This is a genomic window from Psychrobacter sp. UBA3480 (genome assembly GCF_002377945.1).
GTDB lineage: Bacteria > Pseudomonadota > Gammaproteobacteria > Pseudomonadales > Moraxellaceae > Psychrobacter.
This window is the reverse complement of sequence record NZ_DFQV01000012.1, coordinates 1-26560: the sequence shown is the minus strand read 5'-3', so window position 1 is coordinate 26560 and position 26560 is coordinate 1. Positions and strand designations below refer to the sequence as shown.

Here is a 26560-nt window from a genome sequence, read left to right as displayed (position 1 = left end):
AGCCCATTCATACCATGATACCCAAATTGAGGCTTTTATGAGCCAAGCTTATTTACCTGACTCTAAAAAATCTTCTGCTAAAAATGCATCGGCAGTATCGCCCGTTACCCCTAAGAGTAAGACGTTATTACGCTTATTAAGGTATTTAAAGCCTTATTGGTGGGCATTGCTATTGACAGCTTTAGGTTTTGCGATTAATGCAGGGACAGAGATTTGGACTGCCAAGCTTCTGCAATATATTACTGATGCTATCAACCAGAATGATCAAAGCAAACAAGCCTTATTTCCGCTATTGATTATATTGCTATTCTTTGTGCGCGGGGTTGGTAGCTTTTTGGGTAACTACTACTCTGCACTGGTCTCACGCAACTTAGTTTATGAGCTACGTGTAGAAGTTTTCAACAAATTACTGCGCTTGCCTAGCTCGTTTTATTTGGCCAATCCAGCGGGGACAATTTCATCGAAGTTGATATTCGATGTTGAACAGGTCACGGCCGCCAGTACAGACTCAATGAAGACCTTGCTGCGTGATGGTTTGACCGTTGTCGCATTGATTGGCTTTTTGTTCTATAGCAATTGGCGTCTAACGCTTATTCTATTTGTGGTATTGCCGCCAATACTATGGCTGATTCGTATTGCATCAAAGCGCTATCTTAAGCTCTCAAAAGGTATCCAAGAGACGATGGGTAATGTCAGTCACATTACCAATGAGGTCATCGGCGGCTATCAAGTGGTCAAAAACTACGGCGGTCAATCATACGAGTCAGCACGTTTTGACAAAACATCGAAGAAAAACCTACGCCAAGGTATGAAGGTGGTTGTTACCAATAGTATTAATACGCCAGCCGTACAGCTGTTGATGGCAGTTGCGATGGCCGTTGTCGTCTGGCTTGCGCTGAGACCTGCAGTAATAGATGATATTTCAGCAGGTGAGTTCATCTCCTACATTGCAGCCGCAGGGTTATTGAGTAAGCCAGTACGTTCGCTGACTGATATCAATCAGAAGCTGCAAAAAGGTCTGGCTGCTGGTGAGTCGATTTTTGCGCTACTTGATGAGCCAGAAGAAGAAGACACAGGCACAATCAGTAAAGCGCTATCAGGGCAAATGTCGTTAGACAATATCAGCTTGGTTTATCCAGATTCGACGGTGGCCCTACGTGACTTTACCTTGAACATCAAAGCAGGTGAGACAGTTGCATTAGTAGGGCGAAGTGGCGCAGGCAAGTCGTCATTGGTTAACTTATTAACACGTACTCTAGAAACTTCCTCAGGGCAAATCACATTAGATGGTATGCCAATTGAAGAGATTAAGTTAGAGAGTTTGCGTGCTCAGATTGCAATGGTGAACCAGCAGGTAGTATTGTTTAATACCACCGTATTTAATAATATTGCTTACGGCAGTCTAGCTGATAAGACTCAAGCTGAGGTTGAACGAGCAGCGAAAGATGCCTTCGCTCATGACTTTATTATAAAAATGCCAAACGGTTATCAAAGTGAAATTGGTGCCGAAGGATTGCAGTTATCTGGTGGTCAGCGTCAGCGATTATCTATTGCTCGTGCGCTATTAAAGGATGCACCGATTCTAATTTTAGATGAAGCCACCAGCGCGCTTGATAATGAGTCTGAGTATTATATCCAGCAAGCGCTCGATAATGTGATGAAAGACCGTACCACATTGGTCATTGCCCATCGCCTGACGACTATCGAATCAGCGGATCGTATTGCTGTGATGGATGGCGGCCAGATTGTTGAGTTAGGAACGCACAATGAGCTAATGCAACTGCAAGGCCACTATGCGCAAATGTATGCTCGAGATTTTGAGTAGTCAATTTAGAAGTTTTTAGCCAATTTTCACGCAGCCATGAACCAATAAGATAAGCGATATTGATTAATGAGTATTGAGACGACAATTACCCGCGCATGGCAACGTCAAGCTGCTTGGTTGTGGTTGTTGCTGCCTATCAGTTGGTTATACGGTTTAATCACATTGCTGCGCCGTCAAGCTTATAAGGCCGGCCTGTTATCAAGCTATCGAGCACCTATTCCCGTGATGGTCATTGGTAATATCAGTGTGGGCGGTAGTGGTAAGACGCCGCTGATTATTGCTCTGGTCAACTACTTACAAAAAAAAGGCATAAAAGTAGGGGTAATCAGTCGCGGGTATGGCGGTGATACGAGTCAAATGCCAGCATTGGTTAGTGCTACTAGCTTACCCCATGTAGTAGGGGATGAGCCGTGCTTGATTGCTCATATGACAGGCGCTGCTATGGCAGTGTGCCCCAATCGTCAGCAAGCGATTGCCACTCTGTTAAATGCAGCGCCTGATTTGCAATTGATTATTGCAGATGATGGTTTGCAGCATTATGCACTACAGCGTGATATCGAATGGATTGTGGTAGATGCTGCCCGTGGGTTTGGTAACAAGCAGCTATTACCAACAGGTTTTTTGCGTGAGCCGATGTCACGATTAGAGGGTGCAAATGTTATCTATCATGAAAAGCCAAGTACAGATTTAACTCGGACTTCTAGAAGTGATAATAAGATACAGTCTACTGACCGTTTGTCCATGCATTTGCAACCAGCTGAGTTACAGCGCCTATGGAATCCTACATCGAATGCAGCTCAAATAAATAGTGTGAAGCCTACTAATAGTAGCCGCGTCCATGCTGTTAGTGGTATCGGCTATCCGCAGCGGTTTTTTGATACCTTAGAATCTATTGGCTTTGAGGTCATAGGGCATCCTTACCCTGACCATTATGATTTTAGTTTGGCTGAGCTTTTACAATATGGTGATTATCCTATCATCGTAACCAGTAAAGATGCGGTAAAAATCAGCGCATTATTGGCAGACTATATAGCGACACAAGCACTCAGTGATAAGTATGTAGAACTTGTCAGTAGACTATGGGTGTTGCCAGTGACGGCTGTATTATCTGAGAATAGTTATCATAATCTAGATGAGCAACTAAAGGCACTAGGGGTTCGTATCGACCATGATATGAACACGTCAGCCTCATTATAAATATCAGTTAATATTTTAAATCGCCGTATAATTTTTATAGGAATACGCCATGTCGTTCGCCACCACACCTGCCAAGACCCACATCGTGATTCCTGCACGTTTTAAGAGTACACGACTACCTGGTAAGCCATTGCTAGCTATTCATGGTAAACCGATGATACTTTGGGTAGCAGAAAAAGCGCAGACAGCAAGTTTTGCTGATGACATGTGTATAGCGACTGATGATGAGCAAATTGCAAAAGTTTGCACCGATGCAGGTTTTGATGTCGTTATGACCAGTAGCGAGCATGCTTCAGGTACGGATCGTTTAGCAGAAGTAGCAGCTATCAAAGGTTGGGCTGACCACGATATTGTGGTGAATATGCAAGGCGATGAGCCCCTTGTACCGCCATTGCTTTTGGAGCAAGTACAGGCGCTTTTGGTAGCGGATGAGGATAGCGTGATGGCTACACTTTGTGAGCCTATCGATGACTATGATACGTTCCAAAGACCATCGGTAGTAAAAGTGGTCAGTCAATATGCTAATAACTTACAGCGTGCGCTCTATTTTAGCCGCGCACCGATTCCTTGTGATCGTGATGTTGTATTGGTTGATAATAATCAGATGCAACCACCAAAAAATGCCTATCGACATTTGGGTTTATACGCTTATCGTGTCAGTCTATTACAGCAGTTCGTAAACTGGCCACAAACGCCACTTGAGATACTCGAAAGTCTAGAGCAGCTACGTGTTTTAGAAAATGGTCAGCATATCGCTATCGCAGAAGCTGCCTGTCAGTTACCAGCGGGTGTCGACACACAAGAAGATCTAGACCGTCTAAACGCGATGAGCTTAGATAACTTTTACAACCCTAACAAGTAATAGTAATAGTCTGAGCAAAGTTGCGTGTGATTCTAAGCTTCCTACGACGCTAAAGTATCGTTGTTGTGGCTATACCTGAAATACCTAATCAATGTGACAGAGCCATAACCATGAATAATTTGACAGGAAATATGGACGCACTAGATAACACAGACCGTATGTATTTTGCGCCACTATTGCCATGGCAAAAAGTACTGTGGTTACAGTTGACCGAGCGCGTACTTAAGCAGCAGTCCTTGCCGCATGCATTGCTCGCTGCTGGTATGCACGGTATGGGCAAACGCGCCTTTGTATGGAGATTGGTAGCTTGGCTATTGTGCCGTGAGCGTGGCGCACACCCACTAGGTGCTTGCGAAGTATGTGAGAGTTGTCAGTGGCTCAAGTCGGGAACTCATCCGAGCTTGCAAGTATTACCACTCGTTAGTATGCCTATCAGTGCCGAAAGCGATACGCTTCAAGAAAAATTAAGTAGTACAAAAGATAAAAAAGGCGCTAAAGCTACTAGCAATAGTGCTTTTAAGATCAAAGTAGATGATATTCGTGCTTTGCAGCCTTTTATTTATCAAGGCGGACAGGGAATGCGCATCTGTGTATTAGATCACGCTGAGAAAATGACGGTGGCCGCTGCTAATGCGCTGCTTAAGACATTGGAAGAACCACAAGCGCAGGTGCATCTATTTTTGATTAGTGATACGCCTGCTCAGCTATTGCCAACGATTAAGAGTCGTGTTCAACAGTTGGCACTACAGACAATTGAGCCGACTGTTGCTGTCGATTATGTGACGCAGGCGCTAGGTCATACGATTAACCGCGAAGCCGTTGGTAACGCTGCGATTGAGCAATTGATACAATTAGCCAATGGTGCGCCGTTAGCTGCTATAGCTTTGGCGCAAGCACCATGGTATAGCAAGCGCAGCTTATGGCTGACCACGTGGCAGGCATTACGTAGTGGTAAACGTAGTGGTGTGGCGGCAAGTGATTATTGGCAAGGTCAGCTTAATATTAAAGAGTTTATACAGCTGTCTGAGCTGATGTTCCTTGATATACGCCGTGTCTGTTTGGGGCTGAGTGAACTACAAAAGGATGTCAATCTATCAACGATATTGGCTACTTATCAACCTACTGATAGCGGGTTAGAGGCATTTGCTAACAGCGTGCAGCAGACCAAAATTGCGCTGCAACAAAATGTGCAAGAAAAATTTGCCTATGATAAGCTAATGCAAGAGTTGGCAAGCTTATAGAGCCATGTTTTAACGCTTAATTTGTGTTCGTAAATTTGCAATTGTTCTTAACTATATACTATCAATTATTTATATAAACATACTAAACCCAGTTGATGAAGGAAGCTGACTATGGCAATGCCAGGACGTGGCGGGATTTTAACCTGTCATTATGAAAGTATCGAAATGTTATATGCCAGCTATTTATCTTTTGTCAGTAATGGTGCTTTGTTTGTACCGTCGGACAAACTTCAGCAATTGGGTGATGAAGTGTTTATTGCTATCACGCTACCTAACTCTAGTGAACGCCTACCAATGAATGGTAAGGTTGTTTGGATTAACTCTAAGAGTCAAGGCAGTCGCCCAGCAGGGTTTGCTGTGCAAATTGGTAGTGATGTCTCTGGCCAAAGAATCAAGAATGAAGTTGAGCGCTTATTAGCTGGAAAAATCGATAGCTTGCAATCGACTTATACTATGTAGTATCTAGGTAATAACTAGGCAATAACTAGAAATCACACCTGTATCTTTAATAAGTTTGGCTGTGGTTTTGAACTTATTAATATAAAAAAAGCAGCCTTATTAATTAGTAAGGCTGCTTTTTTAGATCAAGTTTCTTTAGATTTTTATAGTAGTAGGCGCTAGTCGCTTAATAACGAGGCGGCACATACATATCATCGGGAATAGGTTCGCGGTAGTACTCATCATCGCGTTTGCGATTGGGTAACTCAATTTCGTCACGAGGCACTTCTTTGTAAGGGATTTGGTCGAGCAAATGGGCAATACAGTTCAGCCTAGCACGTTTTTTATTATTGCCTTCGACAACCCACCAAGGTGCTTCAGGAATATGAGTGCGCTCAAACATGGTTTCTTTTGCTTTGGTGTAATCTTCCCAGCGTCGGCGCGACTGTAGGTCCATTGGTGAGAGTTTCCACTGCTTAAGCGGATCATATATTCGGCTCATAAATCGTGCATGTTGCTCATCATCGGTGATAGAAAACCAGTATTTTACTAAGCGAATGCCTGAGCGTACGAGCATACGCTCAAACTCTGGTACTGATTGAAAAAATTCCTCATATTGCGCGTCAGTACAAAACCCCATGACACGCTCAACGCCTCCGCGGTTGTACCAACTACGGTCAAACAATACGATTTCGCCTGCTGCAGGTAAGTGGGCCACGTAACGTTGGAAGTACCACTGCGTTTGCTCGCGCTCAGTGGGAGCCGGTAGGGCAGCTACCCTGCAAACGCGTGGGTTTAATCGTTGGGTAATGCGTTTAATGGCGCCACCTTTACCAGCAGAATCCCGCCCTTCAAAGATAACGACAATACGCTCACCGCGATCAACGACCCAATCTTGTAGTTTTATCAGTTCTCGCTGTAGTCGTACCAACTCTTGAAAGTAGGTGCGTCGATCCAGTTTTTCTTGCTCGCTCATCTCACGTCCGTTAAAACGAAAGTCACGTGCATAGTCATCTATTTCATTTTCTAGTTCTTCATCATATGTATCGATTAAGTCTTGGTGCATTTTTCGACGTAAATCATCATCAAGAATGTCTTTTTCGATGCGTTCAGTAAGAATGGCTTGTTCCTGATGGTACCGATCTAAATCCTCCTTAACCGTTAGAGATTGAAAATCAGCGGTTGCAAGCGGTTCTGTCATCACCAGTTTTTCAGAGCCAAAAATGACTTGCCTCATTTTTCTTAATAAAATTTTTGTCTTACCCATAAATATTACCTTTGTTTTGCGTATCGGCTTTTTTAAGAGGCTACTATCTAGGTCGTTTCTATCATAGCAAAGTACAGACAATAAAAAATGCCCTTTAAATAAATTAAAGGGCATTTTTTTTATTGGTAGATATGCACTGATTAAAATAATAAGTCAGCGTATCTTGTTCACTTAAAAGTGACCAAGCTTATTTTTCTAGGATACAAGTCACGCCTTGACCACCTGCTGCGCAGATAGAAATAAGTGCACGGCCTGAACCTTTTTGATCCAATAATTTAGCAGCAGTAGCTAGAATACGACCACCAGTTGCCGCAAATGGATGGCCTGCGGCTAATGATGAACCATTTACGTTTAGCTTGCTACGATCAATAGAACCTAGCGGGGCATCTAAGCCTAAGCGCTCTTCACAGAATTTCTCATCTTCCCAAGCAGCTAAGGTTGATAGTACTTGTGAAGCGAAGGCTTCATGAATCTCGTAAAAGTCAAAGTCTTGTAGAGTCAGACCAGCGCGCTCAAGCATACGTGGTACCGCATAAGCTGGTGCCATTAGTAAGCCTTCTGTGGTGCCAGATTTACCGATGAAGTCTACCGCTGCGGTTTCTTGATGGACGATATAAGCCAGTGGTTTTAGCCCGTGCTCTTTTGCCCACTCATCAGTACCTAGTAGTACACAAGAAGCACCGTCAGTAAGCGGCGTAGAGTTGGCAGCTGTCATCGTTGGATTGGCATTTTTTCTACCAAAAACTGGCTTTAATTTACCCAGTTTTTCTAATGTAGTATCTGGACGCAAGTTGTTATCACGAGTCAGGCCTTTATATGGCGTGATCAAGTCGTCAAAGAAACCTTCGTCATAAGCGCGTGCTAGGTTTTGATGGCTGTTAAATGCAAGCTCATCCTGCGCTTCACGACTGATATTCCACTCAAGCGTAGTAATCGCCTGATGATCGCCCATTGATAGGCCAGTACGTGGCTCACCGTTTTGCGGTGAATCGATTAAGTCTTTTGGATTGAGACCCATTAGTGCTTTTAGACGTTGTTTGTTGTCTTTTGCTGCACCAAGTTTGATCAGTACTTTACGCAAGCCATCGCCGACAGCAATAGGAGCGTCAGAAGTAGTATCTACACCGCCAGTGATTGCCGAATCGATCAGACCCAGTGCAATCTTGTTAGCAGAAGCAAAGGTCGCTTGTAAGCCAGTACCGCAAGCTTGTGAAATATCATAAGTTGGCGTATGTGGGTTTAGCGCAGTATTCAGTGTGGCTTCACGAGTAAGGTTGATATCACGGCTAAGTTTCATGACTGCGCCAGATACCACTTCACCTACGGTTTCGCCTTGCAGGTTATAACGCTCAACCAAACCGTCCAATGCAGCGGTTAGCATATCTGTGTTGCTAACGTCAGCGTATGATCCGTTCGAGCGCGCGAATGGAATACGGTTACCACCTAAAATAGCAACACGATTCAGGTTTGAAGCTGGTTTGGTTGTGCTGGCTTTTTTAGCTGGAGCAGGTTTTTTGGCAGTAGTGGTTTCTACTTTTTCATCGACCGCTTTTTTGCTAGCAGTTTCTTTAGCACTAGTTTCTTTAGTCGAGGTATTTTTTGCAGCGGTTTCTTTTTTTGCTGTATCTGATTTTGTATCCGTTGCTTTAACAACTGTACTTTCAACAACAGGGCTATCTGGATGATTGTTTTTATTACTCATAATATTATCCTTAAAAAGTATGGGTAGAAGTAAAAAGTGATAGGTAACAATAAAAAATAGTTAAGTTATTTTATACAAGCAAATATTATCATTTATTACGCAATACAGCTGTTTATCATAAGGCGTTTTTTATTCACTTAATGTATCTCTTTAGCAAACTATGTGACGCTTGTATGAGGTCGGTAGTAGATTCATGACCATGACGCATCGCTCTAATAGACTGGCTAGTAAGAAATATTAGCATTGCATAACAGTACGTTTGATAATATATTGTTATCAATAATTAAGTATGCCATAACCTATAGGTCAGATTTTAACATGTTATAGTGGCGCTTAACGCTGCTAAAAACGACTGGCTTGTATACTGACTTGTTTACAGATTGTTGTAGACATTATCTGTTTTTGGACTTGTTTATAAGGGAAGTGTATAGTTAGGCTAGTTTTGAGGCGATTTACTAAATTTAAATAATTACGATGTCAATGTCTCTATATAATAGATTCATTGCATTTTTTATTATTATACGAATCATTAATTATAAGGATTATATTATGTCAGACCGTTACGGTGATTTTGTTCAATCTTCTATTGGCAAAAAAGTAGCAAAAAACTTAGGTTTGCCGATGCCAACGACGCTTGATCGTTTCGAAAGCGGTGAGCGTTTGGTGCGTGGTAGCGTATTGGTTGGCCGTGCTACTGGTGATGACAAGAGTGTCAGTGAGTCTGTTGCCCGTATCCTGTCAGACGTCCATGCCGAAGTATATGTAAACAGCAGTGATGATATCAAAGACGCACTTGCTGATGCAGGCGTTGAGACAAAAGCTAACACGGGCGGCGATGATCAATTCAAAGTACTGCTTTTTGATGCCAGTAATATCAGCAATGCTGAACAGCTAAAAGAGCTTTATGAGTTTTTCCATACAGTTGCACGCCGCGTAGAAAAATCAGGCCGTGTGGTTGTGGTTGGTCGTACGCCAGAGAACATCACTGATATTGAATCTGCAATGGCTCAACGCTCGCTTGAGGGTTTTGTGAAGTCAGTGGGTAAAGAGTTTAAGCGCGGTATCACAGCGCAGCTGATTTATGTTGAAGAAGGCGCAGAGCAAAACCTAGATTCAACCTTACGCTTTTTTACCTCAGCTCGTTCAGCTTACGTATCAGGACAAGTAGTACGTGTCAGTAAAGGCAGCTCAGTCGATGTTGACTGGAACCAGCCTTTGGGCGGTAAAACTATGCTAGTGACTGGCGCAAGTCGTGGTATTGGCGAAGCTATCGCTCGTGTATTGGCTCGTGAAGGGGCGCATGTTATCTGTCTAGATGTACCGCAGCAGCAAGCTGACCTACAAAAAGTTGCTAGCGAAATCAGTGGCTCTGCTTTGACAGTAGATATCACTAGTGAAGACGCTGGTGCAGAAATCGCTGACGCTGCCCAAAAACGTGGTGGTTTAGATTCAATCATCCATAATGCTGGCGTGACTCGTGATAAGACGTTGGCTAAAATGGATGAGAAAAAGTGGAACATGGTCATTGATATCAACTTGGGCAGTATCGCTAGATTGAATCGCTACTTGTTGGACAATGACGTACTGAAAGAAAACGCACGTATCGTATGTGTGTCGTCAATTTCAGGTATCGCTGGCAACATGGGTCAGACCAACTATGCCACTTCTAAAGCTGGGGTAATTGGTTTGGTTAACGCAACTGCCAAGCAATTAGAAGACAATGCTAAAGGCATGACGATCAATGCAGTCGCTCCTGGTTTCATCGAAACCCAAATGACAGAAGCCATTCCATTTGCTATTCGTGAAGCTGGTCGCCGCATGAACTCAATGAGCCAAGGCGGCCTGCCAGTAGATGTGGCTGAGACTATCGCATGGTTCGCTTCACCTGCGTCTGGCGGTCTAAATGGCAACACGGTTCGCGTCTGTGGTCAAAGCTTACTTGGTGCATAACATTGATTAATTGATAGGTATATGTGAGAAATAAGGTGCAGGTAGAGAAAGTAGTTGTATCATATGAGCTATTATTTCTCGTTTGTATCACATATGCTTACGAAATAATCTCTGATAAAGTGTAATAAAGCTGCCCAAGGGTGGCTTTTTTATGATAAAAACACAAGAACCAATAGCCAAACTATTTTTTGCTATTAAAGATACTCATGAGGTTGATTGAATTTAATGCTTATTAGATGATTTAATAGTAGGCTTTAGTCAATGACTGCAGATTGTCTTTATATACATTAAAGAACTTGTTCAAGCCACACTTAGGATGTACTTATGTCAGACAAACATTATGATGCGTTGCCAAAAGCGCACACCACTTATGCCAATATTGTCAAAAGCTTATTGCCTATCGGTAATGGTGGCAAGGTCAGTAGAGACCAGTTGCCACAATCTACTTACTATGTAGATGACTTGCATATCGATCAAGAAAACCTAGATGACTATCGTAAAATTTGCGGTTTTGCTGATGATGGCAAAGTGCCAGCAACTTACTTTTCAGTATTGTCACAGACGCTGCAGATGAACATGATGGTCAAAGAGCCATTCCCATTTGCTATGTTGGGTCTTGTTCACGTTGATAATAGCGTCACCCAGTATCGCCCGATTGGAGAGCGTGAAACGGTAGCAATGTCGGTCACTTTTGATAACCTGCGCGATCATGCCCAAGGTCAGCAGTTTGACTTTGTGACTATCGTAAAGTCAGAAGATGAAGTCATCTGGGAAGGCACGTCAACTTATTTATCACGTAGCAAAAAACCTAGCAGTAAAGATAAAAAGAGCACACCGCGTCCGGTCATGGTCAAGCCTGAAGTAAACGAAGAAGGTGTTCATAGCATTTTTGAAGTGCCAGAAGATATCGGTCGTCGTTATGCTTTTGTCTCAGGCGACTTTAACTTGATTCATTTGCATCCACTATCAGCACGCGCGTTTGGTTTCCCTAAAGCGATTGCACACGGTATGTGGTCAAAGGCTAAGTGCCTTGCTCTAATGGGCGACTTGCCTGATGCTTACACGATTGACGTCTCATTTAAGCTGCCTATCTTTTTACCAGCTGAAGTAGAGTTGATTGCTGAGCCAGTAGTTCAACTTACAAACGTAGATGATACTTGTGAGTTTGGACTATATAGCTCTAAAAACAATAAACCTCATTTGGCGGGTGTTGTAACACTAAAGAGTGACAGCAAGTAGTATAAACATCATAAAGCTTCTATTTAACAGCCATATTTAACGTACATATTTATTATTATGACTTCACAAAACATGCCTTCAGAAGAAAACGCGATAGACGTAGATCAAACAGATAACTCGATAGCGACTGATACGGTCGCTGCTAACGATAGCGTCGCTAACATTCATGTTAGTGCCGATAATGGCATTGATTTGGCCGTTATCTTTGAGCCTTATTTTCGTCCAGACGCAAACACTATCGTATGCGGTGCGTTAGATGACAAAAAAGTCGCGGCTTTAGCGAAAGCGGGCGTCGAGCTGGTCATCAACTTGCAGCCTGATGACGAGTTGAGCTTTGATGAGGCATCAGCAGTTGAGCAGGCAGGTATGCACTACGAACAGCTGCCTATCAGCGGTGCTAAAGAGTTAAAGCAGCTTAAAATATTGGCATTTGATAATGTATTACGCCAGCACCATGGCAAAAAAGTCGCTATGCACTGTGGGTCGGGTAATAGAGTAGGAGCCGCAATTGCGCTGCGGGCAGGATGGTTACGTGGACGTAAGATGGATACAGCGATGGAACGTGGTCGCAGTCATGGTTTGACTAAGCTTGAACAAGAAGTCCATAATCGTTTGCTAGTACCGCGCTAACCAGATTTATGGCATCGAATGTTAGTGCTGTCTTAGACGTTAGCAAACTCTAAAAATATTATCGGAATAAATAATAAAAAAGGCGACCAATAGGTGGCCTTTTTTATTGGCTCATAATTCATTTATACTGGTTCGAATATTTTATATAGCTTGTGTATTACTATCATCTTAAAAATAGAATAACTTATATCACTGGAGCAAGGTAATAATAATGGATCATAATACAGAAAATTCTAATACATCTATAAACGTTGACTTTCAAAACAAATTACAGCAACTACTGACAGATTTACAGCTTGATGATGCACCTGCTGGCGGGGCTGTGGCCGTGTATCAAGCAGGTCAGTGCATTGCGCAAGCCAGTACAGGTATGGCGCGTCCTGATATGTCGTGGCAGCCCAATACGTTGGCGATTAATTTTTCTACTGGTAAAGGGGTATTGGCAACATTGGTTCATGTGCTGGTTTCGCAGCAACTGATCGAATATGACAAACCTATTGCCCATTACTGGCCAGAGTTTGCTGCAAACGGTAAAGACCAAATGACGTTACGACAAGTTATGTCACATCAGGCCGATTTGTTTTCGATTCAAAGTATCGATGTCGATAGTGAGACAGTACTCGATTGGGATACGATGCTGCGCCACATTGCAGCGATGCCCATTAACTCTCCCGAAGATGCGCCCAAATATGACAGCGCTTATAGTGCATTGGTCTACGGTTGGGTATTGGGCGGCGTAGTAGAGGCGGTTACGAACTTACCATTCGCTGCAGCACTGCGCCAGTATCTAACGGAGCCTCTGGGTATTGCCGACAGCTGCTATTTTGGTGTGCCAGAGAGTAAAGTAGATCAGGTGGCAAAATTGGCCAAAGATTTTGAAGAAACAGAGGATACAAGCTCTCAATTAAAATCGAGACGTCAAAAACCAACCTTAAAAGTAGACTCTCAAGAGACTTTACGTACTTATGCAAGCTTACCTAGTTATCATTGCTGGCAACAGAAAATGCTAAACGACAAGCGTGCAGCTGAGACGCAAAGTAGCCTTGATGACAGCCTTGATGAAAATCTAGATAGCTCTAATAATGATAGCGTACAACCTATATTAAATACGGCGCGTATCAATAGCTTATATTTTAATACCAGTCAGCTCAATCTAAAAAACTATAAGGCAGCTCTGATACCTGCTGGCAAGCACGCGCTTGATTATCATAACCCTCAGACACTACAGGCGATCATTCCAGCGGCAAATGGTGTCGCTTCCGCTAAAGCACTGGCAACGATTTATGCAATGCTCGCTAATGGCGGTATATGGCAAGGAAAAATACTGATCGATAGTGCTACTTTTGAGCAGTTATCTACACCGCAGGTTGAGGGTTTAGATGCGGTTATGCCAGCGGCCATGAAATGGCGATTGGGCTATCATAGATTATTTAGCTTGTATGCTAACAACAATGATACGGATAAGAGAATAAGTCCTGCTTTATCAGGATTTGGGCATATGGGATATAACGGATCGGTTGCTTGGTGCGACCCTGAGCGCCAATTGTCATTTGCTTTTATTCACAATTTTGATACCACCATGCTCAATGACGTTCGTCAGTTTTCGCTGACAGAAGCTGTCTTGAGCTGGGTAGAAGAGATACTTTAATAGTGCCAACTTCAATCGCGAATTAATTCTGTTTCAAATATAAGCAGCATTAATGTTAATGCTGCTTGTTTGGTGTCATTTTGAGCAATCTTGATGCGCTGAGACCGTGGATAAAGATAGAAGTCAAAATGACAATTGAACAAACAATCCACAATTTAAGCGCATCTTCATCCGCGAAGAAACCTTGATTAAGCGCATAAGACAGATAATACAAAGTACCGATACCGCGAATACCCAAAGCTGATATCGCGTATTTCTCGGTATGAGGTAAGTTCAATCCTGATAAAGCAATAAATCCACCAATCGGACGTATAAGTAGTAGGAAAGTAAAGCTGACGATATAGACACGCCATGTCAACTCGACACCTGCCTGCAATCCTTGACCAAGGAACATACCGAAGATAACCAGAACTAATGACATCAGTAAGCCTTCTGATTGCTCAGCGAAATCATGCAGTTTTTGGTGATAGGTATGCTCACACTCCGAGCGACGAAACGCAAATGCGGCCACAAATACAGCGATAAAGCCATAACTGTGCACATACTCGGCAAGACCATAGGCTAGTAGCGTCAATGCAATAACCACATAGCCTTGCGAGATAGTAGTCTCACGGGTATGTTTAGAAAACACGATTTTGGCCAATAATTTACCAACTAATACACCCACCACTACGCCTGCGCCAATTTTCCATAAGACATCATGAGTAAACCACGACCATAGCATCTCGTAGGTAAAGGCTTTGCCTTCACTGAATGCTTCTGCAATCTTAATCGCTAGGTACACAAACGGAAAAGCCAGACCATCGTTCAATCCTGCCTCTGACGTTAAAGTAAAGCGCGGTGTGTCTTCTCCTCCTGTATTGGGAGGTCCCACCTGAATGCTCGAAGCTAATACTGGATCAGTGGGTGCTAACACTGCACCTAATAAAATAGCTGCACCAAGGCTCAAACCAAACGCGTAATACCCCAAGACTGCCATCGCAAAAATACCAATAGGCATGGTGATAAGTAGCAGTCTTACTGTTGGTCGCCACAGTCGCCAAGACAACTCAGTGTCGATTTTAATACCAGCACCAACCAATGAGACCAATACAACAATCTCAGTCAGTTTCTCGATGAGTAAACCGTTATCAAGTGGGTCTAAAAAGGATAAAGACGTCCACCAGTAGCCCATCATCAGACCGAAGCTGACTTGGAGCATCGGTAATGATATAGAGGTGCGCTTAAAAATAACAGGAAACAAGGCCCCGAGTAAAAAGGCAATCCCGCAGATTAATAAGAATAAGTTGTATTTTTCAATCATAAGGTTTACGCACGTCGTTATGTTTTAAGGGTCGATTTTAAAAAAGTAGTTTTAGATATCGATGACAATTAACAGCAATAGTTGATAGTCAGTCACTGATACTCTTTATCATGACGTCAAAATAAAATAATTACCGCAAAAAATAGTTATCAAAACGACCGCTACGTTGTTTTTTGGTGAAAAAAAAGCCTGCATTACGCAGGCTTAATATATTTTTATCAGTATGTTTGGAGCATTGATAGCTTACAGACTAGCGCTCCACTTGGCTCACGTCACGTACGGCGCCAGTATCAGCACTAGTGGTCATAGCCGCATAAGCACGTAATGCTGGTGAGACATGACGATCACGATTGACAGGCTTCCATGCATCACGTCCACGCGCCTCCATAGCTTCTCGGCGAGCGGCTAAGTCTGCGTCGCTCACTTGCATGTTGATGGTACGATTTGGGATATCGATATGAATACTATCGCCTTCTTCGACCAAACCAATCGCACCGCCTTCAGCAGCTTCTGGGCTAGCATGACCAATGGATAGACCTGATGTACCACCAGAGAAACGACCATCGGTGAGTAGGGCGCATTCTTTACCCAATCCTTTTGACTTCAGATAAGTCGTTGGATAAAGCATTTCTTGCATACCAGGGCCGCCTTTAGGGCCTTCGTAGCGAATGATGACGACATCGCCTGCAACGATTTGATCAGCCAATACCGCAGCAACCGCATCATCTTGTGATTCAAATAGTCGCGCACGACCAGTAAAGGTCAAGATGCTTTCGTCGACGCCTGCGGTTTTGACCACACAGCCGCGCTCGGCGATATTGCCATATAGTACGGCTAAGCCGCCATCTGTAGAGTAGGCGTGTTTGGCACTACGGATACAGCCTGACTCACGGTTGACGTCGAGGTTTGACCACTCTTTTGATTGTGAAAACGCCTCTGTGGTACGTACGCCACCAGGTGCTGCAAGGAAGCGTGCGCGAGCTTCATGATTGTCAGGGTTCATGATATCCCACTTGTCGATCGCTTCTTTCATCGTTGCGCTATGGATAGTCGGCACGTCAGTTTTTAGTAATTCAGCGCGATCAAGCTCAGCGAGTAATGCAAAGACACCGCCAGCACGATGCACGTCTTCCATATGGTATTTCTGTGAGGCAGGTGCTACTTTTGCAAGACAAGGCACACCGCGACTCAAACGGTCAATATCAGCCATCTTAAAGTTAATCTCTGCTTCATTGGCCGCAGCAAGTAAATGCAAGATGGTATTGGTAGAACCGCCCATAGCGATATCTAGGCTCATGGCATTTTCAAAAGCAGCTTTGGTAGCGATAGAGCGTGGCAGCACAGAGTCATCATCTTGCTCATAACGACGCTTAGCAAGCGAAACAATGGTACGACCCGCTTCTAAGAATAGCTCGCGGCGCAATGAGTGAGTAGCTAGCAGTGAGCCGTTACCTGGTAGTGCTAGGCCTAAAGCTTCGGTCAAGCAGTTCATCGAGTTGGCTGTGAACATACCAGAGCACGAACCACAAGTAGGGCAGGCTGAAGCTTCGATAGCAGCGACGTCTTCATCGCTAATGCTATCATCAGCAGCGTCCATCATCGCATCGACAAGGTCAAGCTTGCGAACAGCACTGCTGTCACTACTATCGGTATTGTGGCTCTTACCAACGGTACTGGCTAAGATTTTGCCCGCTTCCATTGGGCCACCTGAGATAAACACCACTGGAATGTTAAGGCGCATGGCGGCCATCAACATACCCGGAGTGATTTTGTCACAATTGGAGATACATACTAACGCATCTGCACAGTGGGCATTGACCATATATTCGACAGAGTCAGCGATCAAATCGCGGCTTGGTAGCGAGTACAACATACCGCTATGGCCCATCGCAATACCATCATCGACCGCAATGGTATTGAACTCTTTGGCAACGCCGCCTGCTTGCTCAATCTCACGGGCGACCAGTTGTCCAAGGTCTTTTAGATGCACATGGCCGGGTACAAACTGGGTAAAAGAGTTAGCAATCGCAATGATTGGCTTGCCAAAGTCGCCGTCAGTCATGCCGGTTGCACGCCATAATGCGCGCGCGCCTGCCATATTACGACCGCCGGTAGAGGTTTTTGAGCGATAATCCATGTGATATTCCTTACAAATAGGCGGGGTTGTTAAAATGTGCACCCTCAGTTTTAATAGGGATAGTGTGCTTTTTATAGAGAGTGAGTACTAGTGAATAATACTAATTCGTTACCATACCATTAGATATGAATAACTAAAAACAATATGCTAATAACAGTGAATTAATAATAATGAATTAATAATCACAAGCGATGAGCGAAAAAACAGTTATTCAAAACATCTATTCAATACGTTCTAATATGGCTTTGTCAAACCAAGGAAGATCAGCTTTGTCTGCTTCTAATTTCACAATGGCTGCAAGCGCATGAGTAGCCAGTAGCTGTTGATAATCGCTACTAGCTTCAATCGTCAGCAATGATTCGGCAGGTAGTGCTTGCGTATTAGGGTTTTGCTCGTCAATACTAACTAATGTCTGCTTATTATTTTTATAAAGGACGTCTACACGACCAAAAAACTGCCAGTCTTTAAAAGCGGCAATAATAGCGTCGGCAGCATTCTTGGTATATACCTGCTGCGTCTCTTTACCCGTATTGGTCCAGTGTAGCCGTACAGCCAACTGCAATGCCTCACTAAAGACGACCAACGAGCCAATAATTTTCACATGCCAAGGACTGGTCAGCAGCTCCTCGTCAATGCCGATTAATTTGGCAGCTTTATGAGCCGACATGGGTGTGTTGAATTGAATCAGTAGCTTAGGAGTGAGCGGGTGCGTTTGTTTGATTGCATCATCCAAACTGTCATAGTGATACAAAAAAGGCAGAGGCAAATCTTGCGTGACAGTTTTCTTTATAATTTTACAATTGTGTATCTGCCAGCTGATGGCTTTATCAGTCAATGCTTCTGCTAATATGATAGCGTTCGGATCAATGGTTTGAGTACCACTTTCACTCTCAATATCAGAGTGTTCTTCCTTATTATCAAGGGTTGCAGCAGTGTTATCCATATCTGTTTGAGTTGGCAAAGTAGGCAAATCCATAAACATAGCGTTATTAAAATAGAGGGTTAATATAACATTTTAAGGGTACGGCCTGCCAATAAATTAGTGAGCTAGCATGGTTGGAATATGGCTTGATATTTTTCAAATTCGATTGTCATACTGACTTGTACTAAAACTATATTTCGTCCACTATATGACAGATGCTTTTATCTATTTTGGATAGCTAGTAAACTATTAATTAACTAATAATAAAACCCTTAAAGGAAGAAATAATGACTGAATTGAATCAACAGACTACTTACGACGACAATAATATCTTTGCCAAAATGCTAGATGGTGATATTCCGTATCATAAAGTATATGAAGATGATAAAACGCTCGCCTTTATGGATATCATGCCGCAAGCAGAAGGCCACGTATTGGTGATACCGAAGCAAAAAGCTGTTGATTTGGCCGATCTTGAGCCAGAGTATGCTGCTGCGGTATTAATGACCTCTAAAAAGGTTATGCAAGCCCAGCGTCAAGTGTTTGAGCGTGAAGGTGTTATCCAAATGCAGTTGAATGGCTCACAAGCAGGTCAAACGGTCTTTCATTATCATGTGCATCTCATTCCATCAAGTATTCATGAGTTAGGACGTCATGCAGTGACCCAAGCTGATAATAATGATTTGGCAGATATTGCGCAGAAGTTGGCGGCAGTGATTAATGCCTAGTTAGGAAACAGAGTGCTTCTGTTTAGGTATAAAAAATATTGGTATTTACGAATTAGCGAGCATTTATAGATTATAAATCACTAAAAAAATACATATACAATCAAAAGGCAGCTAGCAAGCTGCCTTTTTTATTTTCTTGGTAATAGTCATGTAACATTCGTTAAAGTCATGTTACGAGTTGAACGCTTGTCTAGGGTTTTGGAAAAGAGTGTGATAATTATTATAACCATTCACACACACTTTCTAATCTTTGCCTTAATTAAAACTTTTCTATAAAAAGGCATCGTCAACTTTTGAGGATATTATCTTTAATGAGTAAATTACCTCGTTCGACTATTTTATTACCAGTCTTTGTGCCTGCAGCAATTATTATGCTGTTATTGGTCATTGGTACCGCGATCAATCCTGAAGCAGCGGGTGCTCTGTTTAGTGATGTGCTTAGTTTTACGACTGAGACATTCGGTTGGTTTTATATGCTGGCAGTGGCACTGTTTTTGATGTTCATTATTGTACTGGCGTTTTCGTCTTATGGCAGTATCAAGCTGGGCCCTGATCATGCTGAGGCGGAGTACGGATTTCTTGAATGGTTTGCCATGCTGTTTTCGGCAGGTTACGGGATTGCGCTACTGTTTTATGGGGTAGCGGAACCAGTGATGCACTTTTCTAGTCCGCCAATGTCGGATCCGCAGACTATTGCTGCGGCAAAAGAGGCGATGCAAATTGCGTATTTCCATTGGGGGTTCCATATTTGGGCGATTTATGGTGTCGTTGGTTTATCACTAGCTTATTTTGCGTTTCGTCATGGTTTACCACTATCAATACGCTCGACGTTGTACCCGATTATTGGTGACAGGATTCATGGCCCTATCGGTCATACAGTCGATGTGTTTGCGATACTAGGTACGATGTTTGGTATTGCGACCAGTCTTGGCTTGTCGGTGTCGCAAATCAATGCGGGACTCAATTATCTATTGCCAGATATCATTCCAGTGAATACGACCGTACAGGTGATTGCCATTGCCTTGGTGACAGCCGCGGCATTGGTATCGGTATTGGCAGGTATGGACAAGGGCGTAAAACGCTTATCTATTTTGAATATGCTATTGGCAACTGCGCTGATGCTGTTCGTATTTGTTGTCGGTCCGACCATTTTTATCTTGAACGCCTTTATGGAAAATACGGGTAGCTATTTGGGTAATATCGTTGAACGTACCTTTAGCTTGCAAGCATACGAGAATAGCAATTGGATCGGCAGCTGGACTTTATTTATTTTTGCATGGACGATTGCATGGGCACCTTTTGTAGGTCTGTTTATCGCCAAGATTAGCCGTGGTCGTACTATTCGTGAGTTTGTATTGGGTGTGATGCTGGTACCGACTTTCTTTACGTTCTTCTGGTTTTCGGTGTTTGGTGATACCGCGCTACACATGATTATGGTCGATGGTTATACCTCATTAATCAGTGAAGTACAAAACAACCAAGCGATTGCTTTGTTTAAACTGTTAGAGAATCTACCGTTTACTGAATTTGTGTCGTCGTTGACCATTTTATTGATTATTACCTTTTTTGTGACGTCTTCGGATTCTGGCTCATTGGTAATCGACTCGCTAGCGGCAGGTGGTCGCAGTGATACACCATGGTGGCAGCGTAGCTTTTGGGTAGTAACTGAAGGTGCTGTCGCAGCAGTATTGCTACTTGCAGGTGGTTTAGAAGCCCTACAAACAGCGGCTATCGTTAGTGCGTTACCATTTGCGATTATTATTCTTATTTCAATGTTTGGCATGTGGCGTGCGCTGCGTATCGAAGGACATCGTAATCAAAGCCTTGGTAATGACAACAGACTGCCGCCGCATCTACTCAAACCGTCTGCATGGCGCGAGCGTATTGACTATATGACCGATAAGCCAACGCGTGAAAAGGTCTTAAGTTATATCAAAGAAGTGGTTATGCCTTCGATGATGGAGGTGTCGTCTAAATTTGCAGAAACTGGTTGGACGACTGAGGTCAACTATGACGCGGTTAATAACCGAGCCGTATTAGAGCTACAGCGCGGTGACGATGTTGAATTTTGGTATGAAGTTCGCTTATCTGAGCATGATGCGCCTGATTATTATACTGAAGACAGTGCGGATACCTTGCCACAAGAGCATCATCATCGCGCTGAGGTGTATCTACGCCGTGGTGGTCAGACCTATGACTTATACGGCTACAAATCTGAATCAGTGATTAATGACATCATCGATCAGTTTGAGAAGTATTTACATTTCCTCAATGTATCGCCTGATAGCCTGCCGTGGCGCATGCAGGAGCATGATGATGACATCACGCTAGAGCAGGGCAGTGTGCTTGATAAATAATGTATGAAATGTATCAAAAATGACCAATGCTTATGCAAGTTATTCACGTGAATAGCTTGCATTATGTGCACGAATCCTTAGAATAACGGCTTGTTTTCCTTACAAATCAAGCCGTTTTTTATGTCTATTGATTCTCCCATTTTACCTTCGTCCTCGACTTTGTCTGATCATCCGCTATTACAGCCACTAAATATCGGTGGCCTGACGATTGAAAACCGTTTGATGGTCGCACCGATGGCAGGCGTGACAGACAATCCCTTTCGCCGATTATGCAAATCATTTGGCGCAGGCCATGCGGTCAGTGAAATGATCATCGCTGACACGGCGCTTTATGCACGCAAAAAATCTCTGTACCGTGCCAATTTTGACAATGAGATTGCGCCTATTTCGGCGCAGATAGCAGGTGCTGAGCCGGACAAACTGGCTGAAGCGGCTCGTTATCAAATTGATAATGGCGCACAGATTATCGATATTAATATGGGCTGTCCGGCCAAAAAGGTCTGTCGTAAGCTGGCAGGCTCTGCATTGTTGCAAGATGAGGATTTGGTCGCGCGATTGCTAGATGCAACGGTCAATGCCGTTGATGCGCCTGTCACGCTAAAGACACGTCTAGGCTTTGAAAACGGTCGTGAAAACATCTTACGAGTCGCCAAGCGTGCTGAGCAGGCGGGCATTGCAGCGATTGCTATTCATGGACGTACGCGTGAAGACATGTACACAGGTAATGCACGCTATGAGCTAATACGTGAAGTCAAAGAAAGCATCAGTATTCCTGTCATTGCTAACGGTGATATCGATAGCGCACAAAAAGCCCAACACGTCTATAAGATGACAGGCTGTGATGCGGTGATGATTGGGCGTGCTGCACAAGGGCAACCATGGATATTTCGCGATATTGAGCATTTCTTGCGTACTGGCGAGCGTCTAGAGGCACCGAGCGTTAGTGAGATAAAAGAGATCGTACTGGCTCATTTGCAAGAGCTTTATGATTTCTACGGGGAGTACTCAGGCTGCCGTATCGCTCGTAAACATATTGCATGGTATACGACAGGCATTCCAAACTCTAACGCCTTTAGACAGGCGATGTATGGCGAAGAAAGTACCACTGGGCAATTCAAAGTTGTCGAAACTTTTTTGCAGGCGCACGAATAGTAATCGCTTAAATATTGTTTTATAAATCAGTGCTAGTTATTTCTATGCATCGTTTCTTGATGGCATTTTTGTCCAACAGCTATGCTTTGTCAATTGGCACAGTATGATTGTCAGTATCAGACTGTTTGTCAGGCGCAGGCTTTCTATTTTGCCAAGGGAATCGACCTTCTAGTTCAACCTGTAGCGATAAGCTTAAAAAGGTTCGAATCAGTACGATAAAACCTAGCACCAGTACGCTACGTAGCGATGGCTCGGTGACGACAGTAGCCACGATATCAGCGGCAATCAGCACTTCTAACCCCAACAATATAGACTTGCCTACGGTCTGTCTGATCTCGACGTAAGTATCATTGTTGAAATGGCCAGACGCTCGAAAAGCTCTATATAAAGCAAGAAATAGTCCAAAAAACATAATGAGGACGCCAATGACTTCGATCATTTTGGCAATTAAGTCGATATAGTGAGTTAGTGTGTCTATCAAAGCAGGTGCCCCTCATAATTGATCAGAAAAAAGCTTAGCACTTAGTAGTTAACAACAAGCTAAAAATATATTTATAAATATTTATGTCGACGAAATTTGTAAAAGTCCCGTTAGCTAACGCCCACTATGGTTTTGTTCACTCCATACGACATTTTTTGCTATGCTATAACCGAATACCAATAACTATAGAATAAACGAAAAGGACTTTTTATGGCCAATCTCTCGAAAAAAGCAATCACCAAAGCCGTCAAAGGCAAGAATATTATCATCACAGGCGCTTCAAGTGGTATCGGCGAGCGTACGGCTTTTTTGCTCAGTGAATGCGGCGCGCATGTTATTTTGCTGGCCCGTACTGAAGATAAGCTAAAAATGGTCAAAGAAAATATTGAAACACTTGGCGGCGCGGCTAGTTACTATCCATGCGATCTGACCAATATGGATGAGATTGAAAAAACCAGTGAAAATATTTTGGCTGACTTTAAGCATGTCGATGTACTAGTCAACAATGCGGGTCGTTCGATTCGCCGTTCAGTGCATGAGTCGGTCAACCGTTTTCATGATTTTGAACGTACCATGGAGATTAATTATTTTGGCGCGGTCAAAATCATTCTTGGTTTCTTGCCAACGATGATTGGTCGCCAAACTGGTCAAATCGTGAATATCTCATCAATTGGAGTATTGGCAAACAGCCCTCGCTTTTCAGCATATGTCGCGTCAAAAGCTGCCTTAGACGCATTTAGTCGCTGTTTGGCTGCTGAAGTCAAAGGCGATAATATCAAAGTGACCAATATCTTTATGCCACTTGTGCGTACCCCGATGATTGCGCCAACCAAGCTATATCGTTATATGCCAGCACTGATGCCTGACGAAGCAGCGATGATGGTCGCAAAAGCCATCGTTCATAAGCCAAATAGCATCGCTAGTAATATGGGTAAATTTGCATCGGCGACTTATTCACTGGTACCAGCCTTTAACGTTGGCGTCCAGTCCATTGGTTATCGCATTTTCCCAAGTTCGACCGCCGCACAAACGACTGATAGCAAGCCTAACCTTGCTCAGCGTGCCTTTGCCAAAATTCTTCCTGGTGAGCATCACTAGAATCGATGTGTTATCAGGCTCGAATTTGAATAAAAAGGATACTACGGTATCCTTTTTTTATGCCTCAAATACTCTTAAGCAGTATAAAAGCCTTCTTCGCCGCCAGTATGTTAAAGGCTTAGTTATACGTTAAGTGAACTCTTAAAACTTCCGCTGTTAAATTTCCTTTGTATCTCTAATTTTTAATAAGATGAATAAAATTCATCTTATGTTTAGATTGTATCGTTTTTATTCATGTTTAGATTTCGGTATGATTCACCTCATACACATATTTGGTTTTATCTCAGATAAATAAGGTAGCGGATCACCATGAGTAAAGAATTCAATTGTTCAATTAAGCACATTCGTTTTGACGAAAACTATCAGCCTGCAGATAGTACGCGTTTGACGACTAACTTTGCAAATTTGGCACGCGGTGAGCACCGCCAAGAGAACCTACGCAAAACGTTAACCATGATTAATAATCGATTCAATGCATTGGCGCATTGGGACAATCTGACAGCAGATCGTTATTCTGTTGAAGTTGATATCATCTCTGTCGATCTAGATGTTAAAGGCAATGGTCAGACCTTTCCTATTATCGAAACGCTAAAAACCACGATTGTGGATCACAAAGAGAACAAGCGTATCGACGGCATGGTTGGCAACAGTTTCTCATCTTATGTGCGTGATTATGACTTTAGTATTGTATTACCAGAGCATCGCGACAAAAACCTAGCATCCATAACGCCAGATAATTTTGGTGAGTTGCACGGTAAGCTGTTTCAATATTTATTGAATTCAGAAGCTTACAACGCTCACTTTCACAAAAAACCTGTGATTTGCCTGAGCGTTTCAACCAGCAAGACTTACTACCGTACTGTCAATCAGCATCCTGTATTGGGCATTGAGTACAAGCAAGATGAATACTCGTTGACCGACGACTATTTTCATAAAATGGGCTTAACGGTACGTTATTTTAAGCCTGAAGGTAGCGCCGCGCCATTAGCATTTTATTTTGCAGGGGACTTGCTGAGTGATTACACCGATCTTGAGCTGATTAGTGCAATCAGTACTATGGAGACCTTTCAGAAGATTTACCGTCCTGAGATTTACAATGCCAACTCAAGCGCTGGACAAGTGTATCAACCTAGCCTGAACTACCAAGACTATTCATTGACTCAAGTGGTCTATGACCGTGCCGAACGTAGTCAGATGGCAGTGACCCAAGGCAGATTTACTGAGACACATTTTATTAAGCCGTATCAAACAATCCTTGAGGAATGGGCTACAAGCTATGATGTAACAGGCGATACTGCTCAAAAAGAAGCTGCTGATAAAGAAACGGCTAGGAAGCAAGCCGCTTAACTGAGCATCACTCATCAACATAATAAAAAATAAATTAATCAGAAGATAAATCGTATGAAACTACTATTACCGACGTCTACCGCTGGCAGCTTACCAAAACCGTCTTGGCTAGCAGAACCTGAGAAAATTTGGTCACCTTGGGCGTTAGAGGGCGAGCAGTTGCTTGAAGCCAAGCAAGATGCGCTGCGTATATCATTGCAAGAGCAGCAGCATGCAGGGATTGATATTGTAAGTGATGGCGAGCAGACCCGTCAGCATTTTGTGACTACGTTCATCGAACACCTTGATGGTGTTGACTTTGAGAAGCGTGAGACGGTCAAAATCCGTAATCGCTACGATGCGAGCGTGCCATCAGTCGTTGGTGCGGTGAGCCGTCCAAAGTCCGTGTTCGTTGATGATGCCAAGTTTTTACGTCAGCAAACCGATCAGCCAATCAAATGGGCGTTGCCAGGGCCGATGACGATGATTGATACGTTATATGACGGTCATTATAAAAGCCGTGAAAAATTGGCTTGGGAATTTGCTAAAATCCTGAATCAAGAAGCAAAAGAATTAGAAGCGGCTGGTGTCGATATTATCCAGTTTGATGAGCCCGCATTTAATGTGTTCTTTGATGATGTAAACGACTGGGGTATTGCAACTTTAGAGCGTGCCATTGAAGGTCTAAAGTGTGAGACAGCTGTTCATATTTGCTACGGCTATGGCATCAAAGCCAATACCGATTGGAAAAAGACACTGGGCTCAGAGTGGCGCGAATACGAAAAAGCATTCCCTAAACTGCAACAGTCGAAAATCGATATCATCTCACTGGAGTGTCAAAACTCACGTGTACCTATGGATCTGATTGAAGTGATTCGCGGTAAAACGGTGATGGTCGGTGGCATTGAGGTGGCAACCAACACTATGGAGACACCAGAAGAGGTGGCAGATACGATACGAAAAGCGCTACAATTTGTCGATGCTGATAAGCTGTATACTGCGACCAACTGAGGCATGGCACCTTTGTCTCGCCAAGTCGCACGTGGTCACGCCGCAG

Annotated in this window: 20 protein-coding genes and 1 pseudogene; 15 read left to right on the top strand and 6 right to left on the bottom strand. The window is 43.3% G+C overall.

Annotated elements, in window-relative coordinates; genetic code table 11:
• Positions 1-37: 37 nt before the first annotated feature.
• The 5 genes from msbA to B2863_RS04535 all read left to right on the top strand — a co-directional run bounded on the left by msbA (position 38) and on the right by B2863_RS04535 (position 5584).
• Positions 38-1825 (top strand): lipid A export permease/ATP-binding protein MsbA, encoded by a 1788-nt coding sequence (gene msbA, locus B2863_RS04555; protein WP_296207852.1) that lies wholly within the window; start codon positions 38-40, stop codon positions 1823-1825.
• Positions 1826-1891: 66 nt separating this feature from the next.
• Positions 1892-3022 carry a tetraacyldisaccharide 4'-kinase gene (lpxK, locus tag B2863_RS04550; RefSeq protein WP_296207851.1) on the top strand — a complete coding sequence of 377 codons (1131 nt, stop codon included), beginning with the start codon at positions 1892-1894 and terminating at the stop codon, positions 3020-3022.
• Between the two features lie 49 nt (positions 3023-3071).
• Complete coding sequence (kdsB, locus tag B2863_RS04545) at positions 3072-3884, top strand: 3-deoxy-manno-octulosonate cytidylyltransferase (RefSeq protein WP_296207850.1); 813 nt, start codon at positions 3072-3074, stop codon at positions 3882-3884.
• Between the two features lie 110 nt (positions 3885-3994).
• Complete coding sequence (locus B2863_RS04540) at positions 3995-5125, top strand: DNA polymerase III subunit delta' (protein WP_296207848.1); 1131 nt, start codon at positions 3995-3997, stop codon at positions 5123-5125.
• Between the two features lie 111 nt (positions 5126-5236).
• Positions 5237-5584, top strand: coding sequence for a PilZ domain-containing protein (locus tag B2863_RS04535; protein WP_201572079.1), 348 nt, complete (start codon positions 5237-5239; stop codon positions 5582-5584).
• 166 nt (positions 5585-5750) lie between these two features.
• Here the strand turns inward: B2863_RS04535 and ppk2 are convergent, their stop codons facing one another.
• Positions 5751-6830, bottom strand: a complete 1080-nt coding sequence (gene ppk2, locus B2863_RS04530; RefSeq protein ID WP_296207844.1) for a polyphosphate kinase 2 — start codon at positions 6828-6830, stop codon at positions 5751-5753.
• A gap of 187 nt (positions 6831-7017) precedes the next feature.
• Positions 7018-8532 (bottom strand): acetyl-CoA C-acetyltransferase, encoded by a 1515-nt coding sequence (locus B2863_RS04525; protein ID WP_296207843.1) that lies wholly within the window; start codon positions 8530-8532, stop codon positions 7018-7020.
• A 549-nt stretch (positions 8533-9081) separates the two neighbouring features.
• Between B2863_RS04525 and B2863_RS04520 the strand changes: the two genes are divergently transcribed.
• The 4 genes from B2863_RS04520 (at position 9082) to B2863_RS04505 (ending at position 13999) form a co-directional block, all read left to right on the top strand.
• Positions 9082-10482: a 3-oxoacyl-ACP reductase gene (locus tag B2863_RS04520; RefSeq protein ID WP_296207841.1), complete on the top strand. Its 1401-nt coding sequence runs from the start codon at positions 9082-9084 to the stop codon at positions 10480-10482.
• A gap of 324 nt (positions 10483-10806) precedes the next feature.
• On the top strand, positions 10807-11721 hold the full coding sequence (locus B2863_RS04515; protein WP_296207840.1) for a MaoC family dehydratase: 915 nt from the start codon (positions 10807-10809) through the stop codon (positions 11719-11721).
• 57 nt (positions 11722-11778) lie between these two features.
• A complete protein-coding gene (locus tag B2863_RS04510) occupies positions 11779-12351 on the top strand; it encodes a beta-lactamase hydrolase domain-containing protein (RefSeq protein ID WP_296207838.1) in 573 nt (190 codons plus the stop codon).
• Positions 12352-12562: 211 nt separating this feature from the next.
• Complete coding sequence (locus tag B2863_RS04505; protein ID WP_296207836.1) at positions 12563-13999, top strand: serine hydrolase domain-containing protein; 1437 nt, start codon at positions 12563-12565, stop codon at positions 13997-13999.
• Between the two features lie 55 nt (positions 14000-14054).
• On the opposite strand, the gene B2863_RS04500 is transcribed toward B2863_RS04505, so the two are convergent.
• The 3 genes from B2863_RS04500 to B2863_RS04490 all read right to left on the bottom strand — a co-directional run bounded on the left by B2863_RS04500 (position 14055) and on the right by B2863_RS04490 (position 18415).
• The gene (locus B2863_RS04500) at positions 14055-15302 is read right to left on the bottom strand and encodes a cation:proton antiporter (RefSeq protein WP_296207835.1); all 1248 of its coding nucleotides are present in this window, start codon (positions 15300-15302) and stop codon (positions 14055-14057) included.
• Between the two features lie 250 nt (positions 15303-15552).
• Positions 15553-17439, bottom strand: a complete 1887-nt coding sequence (gene ilvD / locus B2863_RS04495) for a dihydroxy-acid dehydratase (protein ID WP_296207833.1) — start codon at positions 17437-17439, stop codon at positions 15553-15555.
• Between the two features lie 220 nt (positions 17440-17659).
• Positions 17660-18415: a hypothetical protein gene (locus tag B2863_RS04490; RefSeq protein WP_296207831.1), complete on the bottom strand. Its 756-nt coding sequence runs from the start codon at positions 18413-18415 to the stop codon at positions 17660-17662.
• A gap of 233 nt (positions 18416-18648) precedes the next feature.
• Here B2863_RS04490 and B2863_RS04485 point away from each other — a divergent pair, with 233 nt between their 5' ends.
• The 3 genes from B2863_RS04485 to dusB all read left to right on the top strand — a co-directional run bounded on the left by B2863_RS04485 (position 18649) and on the right by dusB (position 22598).
• Positions 18649-19089, top strand: coding sequence for an HIT family protein (locus tag B2863_RS04485; RefSeq protein ID WP_296207829.1), 441 nt, complete (start codon positions 18649-18651; stop codon positions 19087-19089).
• Between the two features lie 311 nt (positions 19090-19400).
• The gene (locus tag B2863_RS04480; RefSeq protein WP_191115093.1) at positions 19401-21446 is read left to right on the top strand and encodes a BCCT family transporter; all 2046 of its coding nucleotides are present in this window, start codon (positions 19401-19403) and stop codon (positions 21444-21446) included.
• 120 nt (positions 21447-21566) lie between these two features.
• A complete protein-coding gene (dusB, locus tag B2863_RS04475) occupies positions 21567-22598 on the top strand; it encodes a tRNA dihydrouridine synthase DusB (RefSeq protein WP_296207825.1) in 1032 nt (343 codons plus the stop codon).
• Between the two features lie 79 nt (positions 22599-22677).
• Here the strand turns inward: dusB and B2863_RS04470 are convergent, their stop codons facing one another.
• The gene (locus B2863_RS04470) at positions 22678-23079 is read right to left on the bottom strand and encodes a DUF1622 domain-containing protein (RefSeq protein ID WP_296207823.1); all 402 of its coding nucleotides are present in this window, start codon (positions 23077-23079) and stop codon (positions 22678-22680) included.
• Positions 23080-23289: 210 nt separating this feature from the next.
• Here B2863_RS04470 and B2863_RS04465 point away from each other — a divergent pair, with 210 nt between their 5' ends.
• The 3 genes and pseudogenes from B2863_RS04465 to B2863_RS04455 form a co-directional block, all read left to right on the top strand.
• Positions 23290-24177, top strand: a complete 888-nt coding sequence (locus tag B2863_RS04465; protein WP_296207820.1) for an SDR family NAD(P)-dependent oxidoreductase — start codon at positions 23290-23292, stop codon at positions 24175-24177.
• 309 nt (positions 24178-24486) lie between these two features.
• Positions 24487-25524, top strand: a complete 1038-nt coding sequence (locus B2863_RS04460) for a DUF1852 domain-containing protein (RefSeq protein WP_201566766.1) — start codon at positions 24487-24489, stop codon at positions 25522-25524.
• Positions 25525-25578: 54 nt separating this feature from the next.
• A pseudogene (locus B2863_RS04455) lies at positions 25579-26511 on the top strand (methionine synthase); the annotation flags it as partial.
• Positions 26512-26560: the final 49 nt, after the last annotated feature.